The sequence below is a fragment of the Jiangella muralis genome (assembly GCF_001270745.1).
GTDB classification, from domain to species: Bacteria; Actinomycetota; Actinomycetes; order Jiangellales; family Jiangellaceae; genus Jiangella; species Jiangella muralis.
In genome coordinates this window covers 1-14,063 of record NZ_LFXL01000065.1, presented here as the reverse complement: position 1 = coordinate 14,063, position 14,063 = coordinate 1, and the positions used below count along the sequence as shown (strand labels likewise).

General features: G+C 71.5%; 17 protein-coding genes. 9 read left to right on the top strand and 8 right to left on the bottom strand.

Annotated features, from left to right (window positions below; translation table 11 throughout):
* Window positions 1-610: 610 nt before the first annotated feature.
* Together ACW62_RS32360 and ACW62_RS32355 are read right to left on the bottom strand one after the other, a co-directional pair.
* Window positions 611-991 carry a YybH family protein gene (locus ACW62_RS32360; protein WP_053208255.1) on the bottom strand — a complete coding sequence of 127 codons (381 nt, stop codon included), beginning with the start codon at window positions 989-991 and terminating at the stop codon, window positions 611-613.
* Between the two features lie 4 nt (window positions 992-995).
* On the bottom strand, window positions 996-1,595 hold the full coding sequence (locus ACW62_RS32355) for a cysteine hydrolase family protein (RefSeq protein ID WP_053208254.1): 600 nt from the start codon (window positions 1,593-1,595) through the stop codon (window positions 996-998).
* A 97-nt stretch (window positions 1,596-1,692) separates the two neighbouring features.
* Between ACW62_RS32355 and ACW62_RS32350 the strand changes: the two genes are divergently transcribed.
* The 4 genes from ACW62_RS32350 to ACW62_RS32335 all read left to right on the top strand — a co-directional run bounded on the left by ACW62_RS32350 (window position 1,693) and on the right by ACW62_RS32335 (window position 5,574).
* The gene (locus ACW62_RS32350; RefSeq protein ID WP_053208253.1) at window positions 1,693-3,294 is read left to right on the top strand and encodes a peptide chain release factor 3; all 1,602 of its coding nucleotides are present in this window, start codon (window positions 1,693-1,695) and stop codon (window positions 3,292-3,294) included.
* Between the two features lie 75 nt (window positions 3,295-3,369).
* Window positions 3,370-4,047 (top strand): uracil-DNA glycosylase, encoded by a 678-nt coding sequence (locus ACW62_RS32345; protein WP_053208252.1) that lies wholly within the window; start codon window positions 3,370-3,372, stop codon window positions 4,045-4,047.
* Window positions 4,048-4,308: 261 nt separating this feature from the next.
* On the top strand, window positions 4,309-4,512 hold the full coding sequence (locus tag ACW62_RS32340; protein WP_053208251.1) for a cold-shock protein: 204 nt from the start codon (window positions 4,309-4,311) through the stop codon (window positions 4,510-4,512).
* A gap of 261 nt (window positions 4,513-4,773) precedes the next feature.
* On the top strand, window positions 4,774-5,574 hold the full coding sequence (locus tag ACW62_RS32335) for a SigB/SigF/SigG family RNA polymerase sigma factor (RefSeq protein ID WP_053208250.1): 801 nt from the start codon (window positions 4,774-4,776) through the stop codon (window positions 5,572-5,574).
* Between the two features lie 202 nt (window positions 5,575-5,776).
* Here ACW62_RS32335 and ACW62_RS32330 read toward each other — a convergent pair whose 3' ends face one another.
* Window positions 5,777-6,655 carry a LysR family transcriptional regulator gene (locus ACW62_RS32330; RefSeq protein ID WP_053208249.1) on the bottom strand — a complete coding sequence of 293 codons (879 nt, stop codon included), beginning with the start codon at window positions 6,653-6,655 and terminating at the stop codon, window positions 5,777-5,779.
* Window positions 6,656-6,764: 109 nt separating this feature from the next.
* On the opposite strand from ACW62_RS32330, the gene ACW62_RS32325 reads away from it, so the two are divergent.
* The gene (locus tag ACW62_RS32325; protein WP_053208248.1) at window positions 6,765-7,619 is read left to right on the top strand and encodes an aldo/keto reductase; all 855 of its coding nucleotides are present in this window, start codon (window positions 6,765-6,767) and stop codon (window positions 7,617-7,619) included.
* 19 nt (window positions 7,620-7,638) lie between these two features.
* Here the strand turns inward: ACW62_RS32325 and ACW62_RS32320 are convergent, their stop codons facing one another.
* On the bottom strand, window positions 7,639-8,010 hold the full coding sequence (locus ACW62_RS32320) for an STAS domain-containing protein (protein WP_083460438.1): 372 nt from the start codon (window positions 8,008-8,010) through the stop codon (window positions 7,639-7,641).
* 372 nt (window positions 8,011-8,382) lie between these two features.
* On the bottom strand, window positions 8,383-8,700 hold the full coding sequence (gene cutA / locus ACW62_RS32315; protein ID WP_053208246.1) for a divalent-cation tolerance protein CutA: 318 nt from the start codon (window positions 8,698-8,700) through the stop codon (window positions 8,383-8,385).
* Between the two features lie 173 nt (window positions 8,701-8,873).
* Here cutA and ACW62_RS32310 point away from each other — a divergent pair, with 173 nt between their 5' ends.
* From ACW62_RS32310 to ACW62_RS32300, 3 genes are all read left to right on the top strand, one after another.
* Window positions 8,874-9,563: a PadR family transcriptional regulator gene (locus ACW62_RS32310; RefSeq protein WP_053208245.1), complete on the top strand. Its 690-nt coding sequence runs from the start codon at window positions 8,874-8,876 to the stop codon at window positions 9,561-9,563.
* A 170-nt stretch (window positions 9,564-9,733) separates the two neighbouring features.
* Window positions 9,734-10,729: an ATP-binding cassette domain-containing protein gene (locus tag ACW62_RS32305; RefSeq protein WP_053208244.1), complete on the top strand. Its 996-nt coding sequence runs from the start codon at window positions 9,734-9,736 to the stop codon at window positions 10,727-10,729.
* Window positions 10,726-11,550 carry an ABC transporter permease gene (locus ACW62_RS32300; protein WP_053208243.1) on the top strand — a complete coding sequence of 275 codons (825 nt, stop codon included), beginning with the start codon at window positions 10,726-10,728 and terminating at the stop codon, window positions 11,548-11,550. Before ACW62_RS32305 ends, ACW62_RS32300 begins: the two co-directional genes overlap by 4 nt.
* Before the next feature lie 239 nt (window positions 11,551-11,789).
* On the opposite strand, the gene ACW62_RS32295 is transcribed toward ACW62_RS32300, so the two are convergent.
* Complete coding sequence (locus ACW62_RS32295) at window positions 11,790-12,551, bottom strand: hypothetical protein (protein WP_053208242.1); 762 nt, start codon at window positions 12,549-12,551, stop codon at window positions 11,790-11,792.
* Between the two features lie 42 nt (window positions 12,552-12,593).
* On the bottom strand, window positions 12,594-13,103 hold the full coding sequence (locus ACW62_RS32290; RefSeq protein ID WP_053208241.1) for an RNA polymerase sigma factor: 510 nt from the start codon (window positions 13,101-13,103) through the stop codon (window positions 12,594-12,596).
* Window positions 13,104-13,254: 151 nt separating this feature from the next.
* Between ACW62_RS32290 and ACW62_RS32285 the strand changes: the two genes are divergently transcribed.
* Window positions 13,255-13,644 carry a YjbQ family protein gene (locus ACW62_RS32285; RefSeq protein ID WP_420843636.1) on the top strand — a complete coding sequence of 130 codons (390 nt, stop codon included), beginning with the start codon at window positions 13,255-13,257 and terminating at the stop codon, window positions 13,642-13,644.
* Window positions 13,645-13,646: 2 nt separating this feature from the next.
* On the opposite strand, the gene ACW62_RS32280 is transcribed toward ACW62_RS32285, so the two are convergent.
* On the bottom strand, window positions 13,647-13,826 hold the full coding sequence (locus tag ACW62_RS32280; RefSeq protein ID WP_053208239.1) for a hypothetical protein: 180 nt from the start codon (window positions 13,824-13,826) through the stop codon (window positions 13,647-13,649).
* Window positions 13,827-14,063 lie beyond the last annotated feature (237 nt).

Sequence of the window (14,063 nt, the reverse complement as noted above, 5' to 3'; positions counted from 1 at the left end):
GAAGGACTACCGACCTATATCAGCTTCGCTTGGTCTCCGACATGCCGACACTCGAACCGAGTTCGAGCGAGCGTCGGGTGGCTGGTCCCGCTGCATAGGTGCAGACGCAAGGGTGACCGGCCACGTTCGGTGGCACGGCCCGGCGCAACGGTGTGGGATGGCTGCGTGATCGATGGGAGAAGACTGTCGTGTCCGCGACAGTGATGCCGCGTCGTTTCCGCAGCGATCTCACGTCGACCTCGGCCGCGACGACTGTGCGCCCTGGCGCGTCACTGGGTGGGATCACTGTGTTTGCTGGGTGGCGTCGCTGTTGCCAGGGCAACAGTGATCCACCCCACCCGGCGCAGCGATCTCACACGGTGGCGTTGGGGATCGCGTAACGGTTCGCCGTCGTGCGGCGGTTGGCCGTCATGGCCACGTGGACCGTCCCCCTGCTGCCCGGGGAAGTGCGGCACATGCCTGCACCGTTCGCCCGTGCACGTGCGCCGTTTCTGCCGGCGCACCGTTGGGCCGTCCCCGACGCCCGCGGTTGAAGCCGCGGCCGCACCCCCGCCCCGGCCGGCCACACAGCTGCGTAGCCAAGATCAATCGGACTCACTCATCTAGGAGATCAAGACCCGGTCTCGCGACGGGGCGGCGCGAACGGCCACTCCTCGAACCAGGTGCAGCGTCCGTCGTCGCCCAAGCGGACGATCCACACGTCGCGGTACGCCTGCACCACCGGGTCGCCGTACCAGACCTCGGCCCGCACGACCGCTGTGTCGCCGTCGACCGCCACCACCTCGGTGACCATGCGGAACACCTCGTCCGGGCCGTTGCGCTCGGCCTCCCACATCCGCTCGATGGCCGGCAGTCCGACGACCGGGTCCTGGTAGGGACTCTGCTGGTAGGTCGCGTCGGCGGCGAACAGCTCGCCGAGCGACTCGACGCCGGGCGTGCGCCAGGCGCGCTCATAGGCCTCGACCCACGCTGTGACCCGTGCACTGTCCATGTCACTAGCCTGCCAGCGTCGGCGCACCCACCACATCGTCGATGCGTACCACGGTCGCGAACCGGCCGGCCAGCGCGTACTCCGTCCGCGTCATGATCTCCTCGACGCCGAGGGTGCGGGGGTCGGCCAGGATCTCCGCGTTGGTCCGCCCGGCCGGCGCCTCGGGGTGCTCGATCGGGTTCGTCGCGGTCGCGTCGATGACGAACGTCACCCGGTAGCCGAGGTCCGACGCCAGCCGCGCCGTCGTCTCGCAGCACTGCTCGGTGCGGATGCCGCTGACCGCCACCTCGCGGACGCCGCGCTCGGTCAGCAGCTGCTGCAACGCGGTCGTGGTGAACGCGTTGTGCGACGTCTTCGTCAGCACCGGCTCGCCGGGCCGCGGGTCCAGGCCGGGCAGCAGCCGGACGTGCCCCAGCTCCGGGTCGAAGACCGTGCCGGTGCCCGGCTCGGTGTGCAGCACCCACACGACGAGGTCGCCCTGCGCGCGAGCGTGGTCCACCAGCCGGCCGGCCTTGGCGGCGACGTCCGGGTCGGAGATCAGCTCCCAGCTCGGCCGCTGCCGGAACGACTCCTGGACGTCGATGACGAGTAGCGCTCTGCTCATCTCCCGATCGTCCGTCCGGCGAGCGGGCGGCGCCCAGGCGTGATCACGCCGACCTACCGCGACATCCGGCCACCCGGCCGCACCTACAATCGAACGCATGCCCCCCACCCCCGCCGCGTCGTCGGCTGCTGCCTCCGGCGTCGCCGCCGAGGCGGCACGGCGCCGGACGTTCGCCGTCATCAGCCATCCCGATGCCGGGAAGTCGACGATCACCGAGGCGCTGGCGCTGCACGCGCGGGTCATCGGCGAGGCCGGCGCGGTGCACGGCAAGGCCGGGCGGCGCGGCACCATCTCCGACTGGATGGAGATGGAGCAGGAGCGCGGCATCTCCGTCACGTCGGCGGCGTTGCAGTTCGAGTACCAGGGCCACGTCGTCAACCTGCTCGACACACCGGGGCACGCCGACTTCTCCGAGGACACCTACCGGGTGCTGGCCGCCGTCGACTGCGCCGTCATGCTGCTCGACGCCGCCAAGGGCCTCGAGCCGCAGACGCTGAAGCTGTTCGACGTCTGCCGTCATCGCGGCGTCCCGGTCATCACGTTCGTCAACAAGTGGGACCGGCCGGGCATGCACGTCCTCGAGCTGGTCGACGAGCTCGACCAGCGCATCGGGCTGACGGCCACGCCGCTGAACTGGCCGGTCGGCGAGGCCGGCGCGTTCCATGGGCTGCTCGACCGCGACGACGAGACCATGACGACGTTCGAGCGGGCGCCCGGCGGCGCGCGCATCGCCGGGGAGCAGGTGCTCACGGCGGCCGAGGCCAAGGAGCGGCACGCCGACGCCTGGGGCACCGCGCTGGACGAGGTGTCGCTGCTCGACACCCTCGACCTCGAGACCTTCCACGCCGGCACGTCGACGCCGCTGCTGTTCGGCGCCGCCGTGGCGAACGTCGGCGTGCGCCAGCTGCTCGACGCCGTCGTCGCGCTGGCCCCGCCGCCCACCGCCCGGCCCGACGCCGAGGGCACGCCGCGCCCCGTCGACGCGCCGTTCTCGGGGCTGGTGTTCAAGGTGCAGGCCGGCATGGACAAGGCGCACCGCGACCGGCTGGCCTTCGTCCGCGTCTGCTCCGGACGGTTCGAGCGCGGCGCCGTCGTCACGCACGCCGCCACCGGCCGGCCGTTCGCCACCAAGTACGCCCGCACCATGCTCGGCCGCGAGCGCGAGACCATCGACATCGCCTACCCCGGCGACATCGTCGGCCTGGTCAACGCGAACGCGCTGACCGTGGGCGACACCTTGTACGCCGACGGCGCGCCGGTCGCGTTCCCGCCGATGCCGTCGTTCGCGCCCGAGCACTTCGTCACCGCGCGCACCACCGATACCAGCAAGGCCAAGCAGTTCCGCCGCGGCATCGAGCAGCTGGCCGAGGAGGGCGTCGTCCAGATCCTCACCTCGAACCGCCGCGGCGACGGCGCACCGATCCTGGCCGCCGTCGGGCCGCTGCAGTTCGAGGTCGCCACGACCCGCCTCGGCCAGGAGTTCGGGGTGCCGGTCGCGCTCGACTCCCTCCCCTACGGCCTGGCCCGGCGCACCGACGCCGGCGGCACGCCGGTGCTGAACGCGGAGGCCGGCGTCGAGGTGGCCGAGCGCCGCGACGGCGCCCTGCTGGCGCTGTTCCCGGACAAGTGGCGGCTGGCGTCGGTGCAGCGCCGGCACCCCGACGTCACGCTCGAACCGCTCGTCGCAGGCGCCGACTGACGAGGGGCACTGGTCACTTTCGCCGCGCGCCGGTCCTGACGCCGCCGCAACGGCCTCTTCTATAAGGTGGCCGCCATGACTGCTCGGCCGCTCTCCGAACTCGTCGATCCCGGCTGGGCGCGCGCCCTCGAGCCGGTCGCCCCGCGCATCGCCGCCATGGGCGAGTTCCTGCGCGCGGAGCTGGCTGCCGGCCGCACCTACCTCCCCGCCGGGCCGAACGTCCTGCGCGCGTTCACCCAGCCGTTCGACGACGTCCGGGTGCTCATCGTGGGCCAGGACCCGTACCCGACGCCGGGCCACGCCATCGGGCTGAGCTTCTCGGTGGCGCCAGAGGTCCGCCCGCTGCCGCCGAGCCTCGTCAACATCTTCCAGGAGTACACCGCCGACCTCGGCCACCCGGCGCCCGCCAACGGCGACCTCACCCCGTGGGCCGAGCATGGCGTGCTGCTGCTCAACCGGGCCCTGACGGTGGCGCCGAGAAATCCCGCCGCGCACCGGGGAAAGGGCTGGGAAGAAGTCACCGAGCAAGCCATCCGGGCGCTCGTCGGACGCGGAACGCCTTTCGTGGCCATCCTCTGGGGTCGCGATGCGAGAAATCTCCGGCCACTACTTGGTAACGTTCCATGTATTGAGTCGGCCCACCCGAGCCCCATGTCGGCCCGCAACGGTTTCTTCGGCTCACGCCCGTTCAGTAGGGCAAACGAGCTCCTGCAAGGGCTTGGCGCACCGCCCGTCGACTGGAAGTTGCCCTGATACGCCACGTTCACGAAGTGGGACGCACACTTGTGCAACTAGCGTTCGATCATCGTATGCTTCCCGGCGCGGGCCCAAGGTGGTACTGTTTCCGCGGTTGCAGTAACAGTTCCTCGCACGTCCTTGAACGCCCGTGGGATGTTATCGCGGGCGTTTTTCGCTTCTCTGTGCCTCCAGCACTGTGGTAGCGGGAGACGGCGGCAGCAACCCGGAGGTCGCACGGTGCGGCCTTCGTCACCGTCCCGTAGGAGGACACGGCACATGGCACAGGGAACCGTGAAGTGGTTCAACGCCGAGAAGGGCTTCGGCTTCATCGCACAGGACAACGGCGAGCCGGACGTCTTCGTGCACTACTCGGCGATTCAGTCCGACGGCTACCGCTCGCTGGACGAGAACCAGCGGGTGGAGTTCGAGATCACCCAGGGCCCGAAGGGTCCGCAGGCTGACGCGGTCCGTCCGGTCTGATCGACCTGTCACACCGCTGCCCCCGTGCCTCTCGCAGGTACGGGGGCAGCGGTGCGTCCGGGCCCGGTTTCGTCCGCGGTCCGGACCGCTCGCCGCACCCCGTCCGCCCTGTTCAGCGCCCCCTCCGGCGGCCGCCGCCGAGGGGTAGACGGACCGTTCTGTTCGGAAGGGGCTTGATAACGAACGCGTCACTGTGATTCGGTGGGATGCACGTGGTCAAGCAATCGCCACTTCCGCTTCATTCTGGATGAGGTGTAGGCCGTGCAGACCCACGTTCTCGCGACGACGGACAACCACCAGCACCAGAAGCTCGACCGTCACGAACTCACCAACGACCTGCTCCGCCAGGCCGCCACGAGCACCGGCCGGCAGCGTCAGCGCATCATCGACGAGGTCGTTCTCCTTCACCTGAAGCTGGCCGAGTCGATCGCCCGGCGCTACTCCGGCCGCGGCATCGAGCGCGACGACCTCCTGCAGGTCGCCAATCTCGGCCTGGTCAACGCCGCCCAGCGGTTCGACCCCGACCGCGGCAAGGACTTCGTGTCCTTCGCGGTCCCCACCATCACCGGCGAGGTCAAGCGGTACTTCCGCGACCACGGCTGGACGGTCCGGCCGCCGCGCCGGATCCAGGAGCTGCACGCCCGGGTCACCGCCGCCACGGCGGAGATCGCGCAGGCCAAGGGTGCGGCGCCCACACCGGCCGAACTGGCCGAGCACCTCGGCGTCGAGCTGGAGGACGTCCTGGAGGCCAGCGCGTCGCACGAGTGCTTCACGGTGGCCTCCATCGACTACCGCGGCACCGGCGGCGAAGAGACGCCGCTGGCCGAGACCCTCGGCGAGCACGACGAAGGCTTCGCCCGCGCCGAGGCCGTGGTCGCGCTGGCCCCGGCCTGCCGCGACCTGAAGCAGCGTGACCGGCACATCCTCTACCTGCGCTTCTTCAAGGGCTGGACGCAGCAGGAGATCGCCAAGGAGCTCGGCGTCACCCAGATGCAGGTGTCGCGGCTGCTGGCCCGCATCCTGAGCCAGCTGCGCAGCCGGGTCGGTGCCGCCGCGGCCTAGCCACGCCGAACGGCTGGCCGATGTCCGTTGGCCGTTCGTGCCGGCGCACCGTTTGGTCGTCCTCGACTCCCGCCATCGTCCTCGATGGCGGGAGTCGTGTTCGAGGCGCCGTTCGGACGGTTCTCACCATCGAAGACGGCGGCGGACATCGAGGTGTGGCGAAGCGCCCCACAAGTGCCGGAGTCTCGGAGACCAAGCGAAGCTAGCTGGTCCGTAGCAGCTCCAGCAGGCGATCGACGGCGACCCCGCGGCGCTGGGCGGCAGGCAGGGCGACGGAGACCGCCCATCGCGGCAGGGCGTCCTCGACCTGGAGGACGTCCACCCCCTGGGCGGCCCGCTTGCGGGTGACGTGCTCGGGCACCAGCGCGACGCCGAGGCCGTGCCCGACGAGATCGAGCAGCGTGTGGACGTCGTTGACCTCCATGGTCACCCGGCGGTCCAGGCCGGCCGCGGCGAACGCGGCGTCGGCCAGCTGCCGGGCGCCCCACTCCTCCTGGAAGTCGACGAACGCCGTGCCGTGCAGCCGGCCCAGCCCGATGCTGCCGCGCCCGGCCAGCGGGTGGTCCGGGCGGCACAGGACGACCATCCCTTCGGCGCTGAGCGGCATGAGGTCGACGCCCTCCGGCGGCGGGGCGACGACCGGCACGAACGCGACGTCGAGGAGGCCGGACCGGACGCCCTCGAGCAGCCGGGCCGAGCCGGCCTGGTCGAGACGCACCTCGACGCCTGAGTGCGCGGACCGGAACCGGGCCAGCAGGCCGGGGACGTCGACGGCGCCCAGGCACTGCTCGGCGCCGATGCGCACCGTCCCGCGCAGCAGGCCGTTGACGGCCGCCACGGCCTCGCGGGCCGCCTCGACCGACGCCAGCGTGCGGCGGGACTCCGCCAGCAGCGCCCGGCCCGCCTCGGTGAGGCTGACCTGCCGGGTGTTGCGGTGGAACAGTGCCGCGCCCAGCTCGCGCTCCAGCGTCCGGATGGACGCCGACAGCCCGGACTGGCTGATGATCAAACGCTGCGCCGCCCGGGTGAAGTGCCCCTCCTCGGCGACGGCGACGAAGTGCTCCAAGTGCCGCAGTTCCACGATTGAGAATCGTAGCTTCTGAATTCGTTCGGGTTCTCCTGTTGGACACACCGTGGACGCCGCGCGAAGACTGGACCCACACACACCCGATCCCCGGAGGTCACTTCCCATGCAGTTCCGCCGCATCGGCGACGTCCAGGTCAGCGCCATCGGGCTGGGCGGTATGCCCATGTCCATCGAGGGCCGGCCGGACGAGGCCCGCTCGATCGCCACGATCCACGCGGCGCTCGACGCGGGTGTCACGTTCATCGACACCGCCGACGCCTACCACCTGCACGCCGGCGAGGTGGGCCACAACGAGACGCTGATCGCCACGGCACTGGCGAGCTACGGCGGCGACACGTCCGGCGTCCTCGTCGCCACGAAGGGCGGCCACCTGCGCCCCGGCGACGGGTCGTGGACCAAGAACGGCTCGCCCGACTACCTGAAGCGGGCCTGCGAGGCGTCCCTGAAGCGCCTGGGCGTCGACGCGATCGGCCTCTACCAGTTCCACCGGCCCGACCCCCGGGTCCCGTACGAGGAGTCGGTCGGCGCCCTGCGCGACCTGCTCGACGACGGCAAGATCCGCATGGCCGGCGTCTCGAACGCGAACCCGGAGCAGATCGCGCTCGCCGACGACGTGCTGGGCGGCCGCCTGGTGTCGGTGCAGAACCAGTTCTCGCCGCGGTTCCGCAGCAGCGAACCGGAGCTGGAGCTGTGCGACCGCCGCGGCATCGCGTTCCTGCCGTGGAGCCCGCTCGGCGGCATCTCCCGCGCCGGCGGCCTCGGCTCAGCACACGAGCCGTTCGCCCGCGTGGCCGCCGCGCACGGCGTCAGCCCGCAGCAGGTGTGCCTCGCCTGGATGCTGGCGAAGAGCGAGCGTGTGGTCCCGATCCCGGGGTCGAGCCGGCCGGAGACGATCCGCGACTCCACCGCGGCCGTCAACCTCGTGCTCTCGCCGGAGGAACTGGCCACGCTCGGCTGAGCGAGCCCGCGGGCCGGGCTCAGGCCAGCCGGGCGAGCCCGGCCTGCCGCTCGGACATGGACGCCTCGAGGGCGTCGCCGATCTCGGTGTAGCAGCGTGGCGCCGGGCCGGTCGCGGACCGCTCCAGCTGGGCGCGCACCCCGAGGTCGCGGGTGACGACGCAGACGCCACCGCCTCGCGCGTGGATGCGCTGGTGCAGCCCGACCAGCACCGTCGCCGCCAGCGGGTCGACCGAGCCGGCCCGGCCCAGATCGACGACGACGTGACGGCTCTCGGCCGCACTGGCGGCCCACCGGATCTCGTCGGCCAGCGCGGCGTCGAGATCGCCGGGAACGGTCAGGATCGTGCAGCCACCGAAGTCGCGGGCCTGCACAGCGACGTCGTTGCTCACGGACGCTTCACCACCAACGGTTCGGGAGGCCTGGACTCCACCCCGAGTCCTGCCAAGCCTCCAGTGGTCGGCACCCGACGCGGGGACGTGGTGCCGATGTCATCCGACGACTACCTTTACTGAGCGTCGTGCGGACTGTCAAGGTCTCCCTGGATCAACACGAGGACGTCACTCTGGCACGGCGGGCGCCCGGAAGCAAGATCCTTTGCGATGGCAATCGATCGCGCCGCGCCCCGATGCAACCATCCACCGGGGTCGGGCGTCATCACGTACGGCGGGCCACTGCGCTCGTCACGGGGGTGCCCGCGCCGATCCGGCGCACAGGGTGGCCGGGCCCGCGTCACGAACGTGGGCCCGGACTCCCCTCGGCGGTCAGCTCGACTCGGCGTCGACCCAGGTCAGGTACGGTTCGCTGCCGCCAACGATCGGCGTGACGACGATCTCCGGCAGGTCGTACGGATGCACCTCGAGCAGGTGCGCCGTCAGCGCCTCCGCCCTGGCCGCCGTGGTCTTGATCTCGACCCGCCACTCGGGCTCCGTCCGCACCTCACCGTCCCACCGGTAGACGCTGGTGATCGGGACGAGCTGCGCGCAGGCGCCGAGCCGGGCCACGACGACGCCGGCGGCCAGCTCGCGCGCCACCGCCTCGCTGCCCGCCGTCGTGGTGACGATGACGTGGTCGCTGGACATGCCTCGCAGCCTAGGCGCGCGACGCCCATGATCATCAACCGTTGGCGACATCATGACGTCGCCAACGGTTGATGATCATGGACGGGGCGGGCCTAGGCGCCGCCGGTTGACAAGGCTCACTCGGAGGCGAATACTCGAAGTCGAGTATTCGAACGAGAACCAGAGGAGGCGCCGTGGCCGCGACCCGTCCGTCCAACCCGCTGGCGCTGGCTGTTCTCGTGCTGCTGGGCGAGCGGCCCATGCACCCGTACGAGATGTCCAGCACCCTGCGCGAGCGGCGCAAGGAAGACAGCATCAAGCTCAACTACGGCTCGCTGTACTCCGTCGTCGAGTCGCTGCAGAAGCGCGGGCTGATCGAGGCGGCCGAGACGGTGCGCGAGGGCCGGCGACCGGAGCGGACCACGTACGCCATCACCGAGACCGGCGCGCAGGTCATGGTCGACTGGCTGGTCGAGCTGCTGAGCACCCCGAAGAAGGAGTTCACCCAGTTCGAGGCGGCGCTCTCGCTGGCCGGCGCGCTGCCGCCCGATCAGGTCACCGAGCTGCTCGGCCAGCGGCTGCGCAACCTGCTCTACCAGCAGAAGTCCGTCGAGGCGATGTTCGAGGAGGCGAGGTCGGTCGGGCTGCCGCAGCTGTTCCTGATCGAGGCGGAGTTCTCCGCCGCGCTGCTGGCGGCCGAGATCGCGTTCGTCGAGCAGCTGCTCGCCGGGCTGCGCACCGGGAGCCTCGGCGGGTTCGAGATCTGGCAGCGCATGCACGAGCTGCGCGGCGCCGGCGTGCCGCCGGAGGAGGTCGAGGCGAAGCTCAGCGTGGAGTTCGCCGACGATCTCGCCTTCGCCAAGCACTACGAGCAGGGCACGTAGAACCACGGTTCCCGGCCACGGTGCTGCAACACCACGGCCGGGAACCGATCGGAAAACCAGGAGCCGGAGACTCACCTCGCGGATCGCCCCGATCCCAGGTCCTGCACCACCCAGGATACGGGCGACGCCGTGCGGCACCGGTTCCTTCCCATCGGAAGGAGATCCGCACCATGCAGCACGCCATCGAGGCCGAGGGTCTGGTCAAGACCTACGGCAAGGGGGCGAAGGCCGTCCGGGCGCTGTCCGGCGTCGGCTTCGCTGTCCCCCGCGGCACCGTGTTCGGCCTGCTCGGCCCGAACGGCGCCGGCAAGTCCACCACCACGAAGATCCTCACCACGCTCTCGACACCGGACAGCGGCAGCGCTGTCGTCGCCGGGCTGGACGTGGCGAAGGAGCCCGGCCGGGTCCGGCACGCCATCGGCTACGTCCCGCAGAAGCCGTGCTTCGACCCGACCGCCACCGGCCGCGAGAACCTCACGTTGCAGGGCCACATCTACGGGCTGTCTCGCTCGGACATCCGTGCCCGCGGCGACCAGCTGCTGGAGCGGTTCGGGCTGGCCGACGCCGCGCACCGCGTCACCAAGACGTGGTCCGGCGGCATGCAGCGCAAGCTCGACGTCGCGCTGGCGCTCATGCACCGACCGCGCGTGCTGTTCCTCGACGAGCCGACCACCGGCCTGGACCCCGAGGCCCGCGCCGACATGTGGGCGGAGATCTCCGGCGTCACGCGGGCCGACGGCGTCACCGTCCTGCTCACCACCCACTACCTGGAGGAGGCCGACCACCTGGCCGACCGTCTGGTCATCGTCGACCGCGGCCAGGTCGTCGCCGAGGGCACGCCGGAGGAGCTGAAGGGCGGCCTCGACGGCGACACCGTCCAGGTCGAGCTGGCCGACCCGGGCCAGCAGGGCTCCGCCCGGGCCGCCATCGCCGCCGTCCGCGGCGTCAGCGCGGTCGGCGCCGACGGCGCCCGGCTGCACGCCAGCGTCGGCAACGGCGCAGCGACGCTCCCCGGGCTGCTCGCCGCGCTGGAGGGCGCCGGCGTCCCGCTCGCCTCCGTCACCGTCGCCCGGCCCTCGCTGGACGACGTCTACCTCCGGCACGCGGGCCGGTCCTTCCACAGCGCCGACCGCGCCGGCCTGGACGGGACGGAGGTGGCGGCATGAGCGCGACTCTCGCTCCCGTGGCGCCGGCCCGGCCGGACGTCCAGCACGGCCTGGCGCTGCGGCAGACGGCCTACCTGATCGGGCGCTCGCTGCGGATCCTGCGCCGCGAGCCGGTGTACCTGGCGTTCACGCTGCTCCAGCCGATGGTGTGGCTACTGCTGTTCGGCGCGCTGTTCGAGCGGGTCGCCGACCTGCCCGGCTTCGGCGACATCTCCTACCTGGAGTACCTCACCCCCGGCGTCATCGTCATGACGGCGATGATGTCGGCCGGCTGGGCCGGCACCGCGTTCATCGACGACATGCAGCGCGGCGTCATGGACCGCAACCTGACGTCGCCGGTGAGCCGGGGCGCGCTGATCACCGGCGCGCTGGCCTACCAGGCGGTCGTGACGGTCGTGCAGTCGCTGATCGTGTTCGGGGTCGGCCTGCTGGCCGGCGCCCGGTACGACGGCGGCGTGGCCGGCGTGCTCGTGGTGCTGCTGTGCGCCACGCTGCTCGCGGTGATCTTCGCGGCGCTGTCCTGCGCGGTGGCGCTGATGCTGCGGTCGCAGGAGTCGCTGATCGGCGTGTCGCAGTTCCTGACGCTGCCGCTGGCGTTCATGTCGACGGTGATGATGGCGCCGGCGCTGCTGCCCGGCTGGGTCGGCACCGCCGCCCGTTACAACCCGGTCGACTGGGCCGCCCGGGCCGGCCGCGACGCGTTGCTCGGCCACCCCGACTGGTCCGCCGTTCTCGGCCGGGCCGGCCTGCTGGCCGCGCTGACGCTCGTCATGGCCTGGCTGGCGACCCGGGCGTTCCGGGCCTACCAGCGCTCCGTCTGACGTGGCTCGACGCCCGTCCGTGCCCTCCTTGGGTGCGGACGGGCTCAGGCGGCGCCAAAGACCGTGCCGACCGGCTCCCGAATGGGCGACGTGCGTCCGCTTACCCGGTCCGGCGGCGCCCATTCGGACGCCACCGGACCGCGGCGAAAGATTGAGGTTGCGACCCCGGCCTCCGCAGCGAACCGGGGCCGCAACCTGCACCCGACGTCGTCGTGGTACGTCGGGCGTTCTAGGGGCCCTTAAGGGCCGTTTCCGTTGCCGTTGTTGCCGTTACCGGAATTACCGTTCCCGTTGTTCCCGGAATTACCCTGCCCGTTACCTGAATTGCCGTTGCCCTCGTTACCGGGCTTCTCTGGTTTGGCTGGAGGAGTCTCCGGCTTGTTGGGGTTGTCGGGCTTCTCGGCGGGCTTGCCCGGCGGAGTCTCCGGTTTACCCGGCGGCTCCTCGGGCTTGTTGGGATTGTCGGGCTTCTCCGGGGGCTTCCCGGGCGGGGTCTCCGGCTTGCCGGGAGGTCTCACCGGCTCGCCGGGGTCTTCGGTCCGGCCCGTGTCGTCGGGCTCGGTGGTGCGGGTGTCGCTGACGTCCTCGACGATGCCCGGCTCGGGCTGCTCGTGCTGGAAGGTGATCGGCGTCACCGTCTCGATGAACTTCTCGACGTGATCCTGGGCCCCGCCGGGGAGCGCGCCCGCGGCCGTGGCCGCGGTCAGCCCGGTGAACATGACCACGGCACCGGTGACGACGCGCACCCGCGGGCTGACCCCGGCGAGCCACGTCCGGATGCGGTGGCCGGACGGCTCAGGAGGCAGCGGGGCCGGCGGGATGCCGGAGAAGTCGCCCGTGGCCAGGCGCCGCGCCAGCTCGTCCGACGGCCGCACCGGCTGCCGCGCGGCAGTACGGAGCTGCCCGACGGCGCCGGCCAACGGCGCGAGTTCGGGCGTGACCGGGCGGCCGGTCAGCAGGGCCTCGACGGCGTCCTCGTCGAGTAGGTGCAGCGGAAGCATCTCGTCCCTGTAATCGCCGCGGGTACGTCAGGGGGTACGGGGTCACTGGACTTTTTTTCGCAGCGCGGTGAGACCGCGTCGTTGCAGCGCCTTCACCGCGCCGACGGACCGGCCGACCGTCTGGGCGACCTGCTCGACGGTGAGGTCGCCGACGACGCGCAGCAGGACGACCTCGCGCTGCTCCGCGGAGAGCGTCGCGCACAACTCGTACACGCGCCGCAGCCCGAGCGCGTCGATCGCCTCCGCCTCGGCGTCGCCGCCGGGCCCGTCCAGCGTGGCGGGGTCGTCGGTCGGCTCACTGGGACGGCGCGCGACCCGCCGCCGCTCGTCGATCAGGCGGCGGTGCGCGATGGTGAAGACCCACGACCGGAACTGCGGCTCCGTCCCCTCGAACGAGGCCAGCCCGGCGAACACCCCGAGGAAGACCTCGCTGGTCAGGTCGTCGGGCTCGGCCGCCCCCTGGAGCCGCAGGTAGCCCGTGACGACCGGCGCGAGATCGGTGTACAGGCGTTCGAAGGCCCACGGCGCGCCCGCGCGGGCCGCGTCGAACACGACCTCGAAGTCTTCCCCGATGATCGCTCGCCTCCCGTTGGCGCCCGCCGCGCAGTCTGATCACCTCACTGGCCAGAAGGTTACGGGCAGACGTCCACCTTCCGGCACGCGCGACGACCCGGCCCGCCAGAATGGACCCGTGGACAGCCGCATCATCGACCTGCACACCGGCACCGACCTGGTCACCGACGTCACCCGCGACGTGCTCGATTTCTGCCGTGGCCGCGGCGACGGCCTGTGCCACCTGTTCGTCCCGCACGCGACGGCCGGGCTGGCGCTGATCGAGACCGGCTCCGGCACCGAGCCCGACCTCGCCGGCGCCGTCGACCGGCTGCTGCCGCGCGAGGACGTCTACCACCACCGCCACGGCAGCCTCGGCCACGGCCGCGACCACGTGCTGCCCGCCTTCATCGCGCCGTCATTGACCCTGCCCGTGCTGGGCGGCGCGCCGGCACTCGGCACCTGGCAGAGTGTGGTCGTCGTCGACTCCAACGTCGACAACCGCGATCGGAAGCTGCGGTTGTCGTTCCTCGCCGGGTGAGCTCAGTCGCCGTCTCCGGGCTCGGGCTCGGGCGTGCGCAGGTCACCGTCGGCGCCCATGACCTGCTCGGTCTCGTCGGCGTCGCCGTGAACGCGGGTTTCGTCATCGACGGAGTGGACGGCCATCGCGCGGTCGCGCTCCTCCTGGGTCGTGTGGCGGACGCCGTCGGGATGTTCGGTCATCGCTGCCTCCCAATGCCGTGTCTCCCATGTCGGTACCCATGATGCGCGGCAAGCCACCGACGAGGCGGCCGGCCTGGTGATCCTGCTGCGCGAAGGCAGCGTCTGGTGGCAGACGTGTCGATCGCGCGGGTGCTGCCTGACGGCCGGCCGTCATCACCAAGCTGGCCGGGTACACCTAGCCTCGATGTTTCGTCTGGCCTGCGTGGCCGGGGATCGGTCACGGTGTGTTGGTGGCTC

Excerpts from the sequence above, each read along its gene's own strand:
- ACW62_RS32360 (WP_053208255.1), bottom strand. The coding sequence starts at position 991 with ATGGACAGTGCACGGGTCACAGCGTGGGTCGAGGCCTATGAGCGCGCC.
- ACW62_RS32355 (WP_053208254.1), bottom strand. The coding sequence starts at position 1,595 with ATGAGCAGAGCGCTACTCGTCATCGACGTCCAGGAGTCGTTCCGGCAG.
- ACW62_RS32350 (WP_053208253.1), top strand. The coding sequence starts at position 1,693 with ATGCCCCCCACCCCCGCCGCGTCGTCGGCTGCTGCCTCCGGCGTCGCC.
- ACW62_RS32345 (WP_053208252.1), top strand. The coding sequence starts at position 3,370 with ATGACTGCTCGGCCGCTCTCCGAACTCGTCGATCCCGGCTGGGCGCGC.
- ACW62_RS32340 (WP_053208251.1), top strand. The coding sequence starts at position 4,309 with ATGGCACAGGGAACCGTGAAGTGGTTCAACGCCGAGAAGGGCTTCGGC.
- ACW62_RS32325 (WP_053208248.1), top strand. The coding sequence starts at position 6,765 with ATGCAGTTCCGCCGCATCGGCGACGTCCAGGTCAGCGCCATCGGGCTG.
- cutA (WP_053208246.1), bottom strand. The coding sequence starts at position 8,700 with ATGTCCAGCGACCACGTCATCGTCACCACGACGGCGGGCAGCGAGGCG.
- ACW62_RS32305 (WP_053208244.1), top strand. The coding sequence starts at position 9,734 with ATGCAGCACGCCATCGAGGCCGAGGGTCTGGTCAAGACCTACGGCAAG.
- ACW62_RS32300 (WP_053208243.1), top strand. The coding sequence starts at position 10,726 with ATGAGCGCGACTCTCGCTCCCGTGGCGCCGGCCCGGCCGGACGTCCAG.
- ACW62_RS32295 (WP_053208242.1), bottom strand. The coding sequence starts at position 12,551 with ATGCTTCCGCTGCACCTACTCGACGAGGACGCCGTCGAGGCCCTGCTG.
- ACW62_RS32280 (WP_053208239.1), bottom strand. The coding sequence starts at position 13,826 with ATGACCGAACATCCCGACGGCGTCCGCCACACGACCCAGGAGGAGCGC.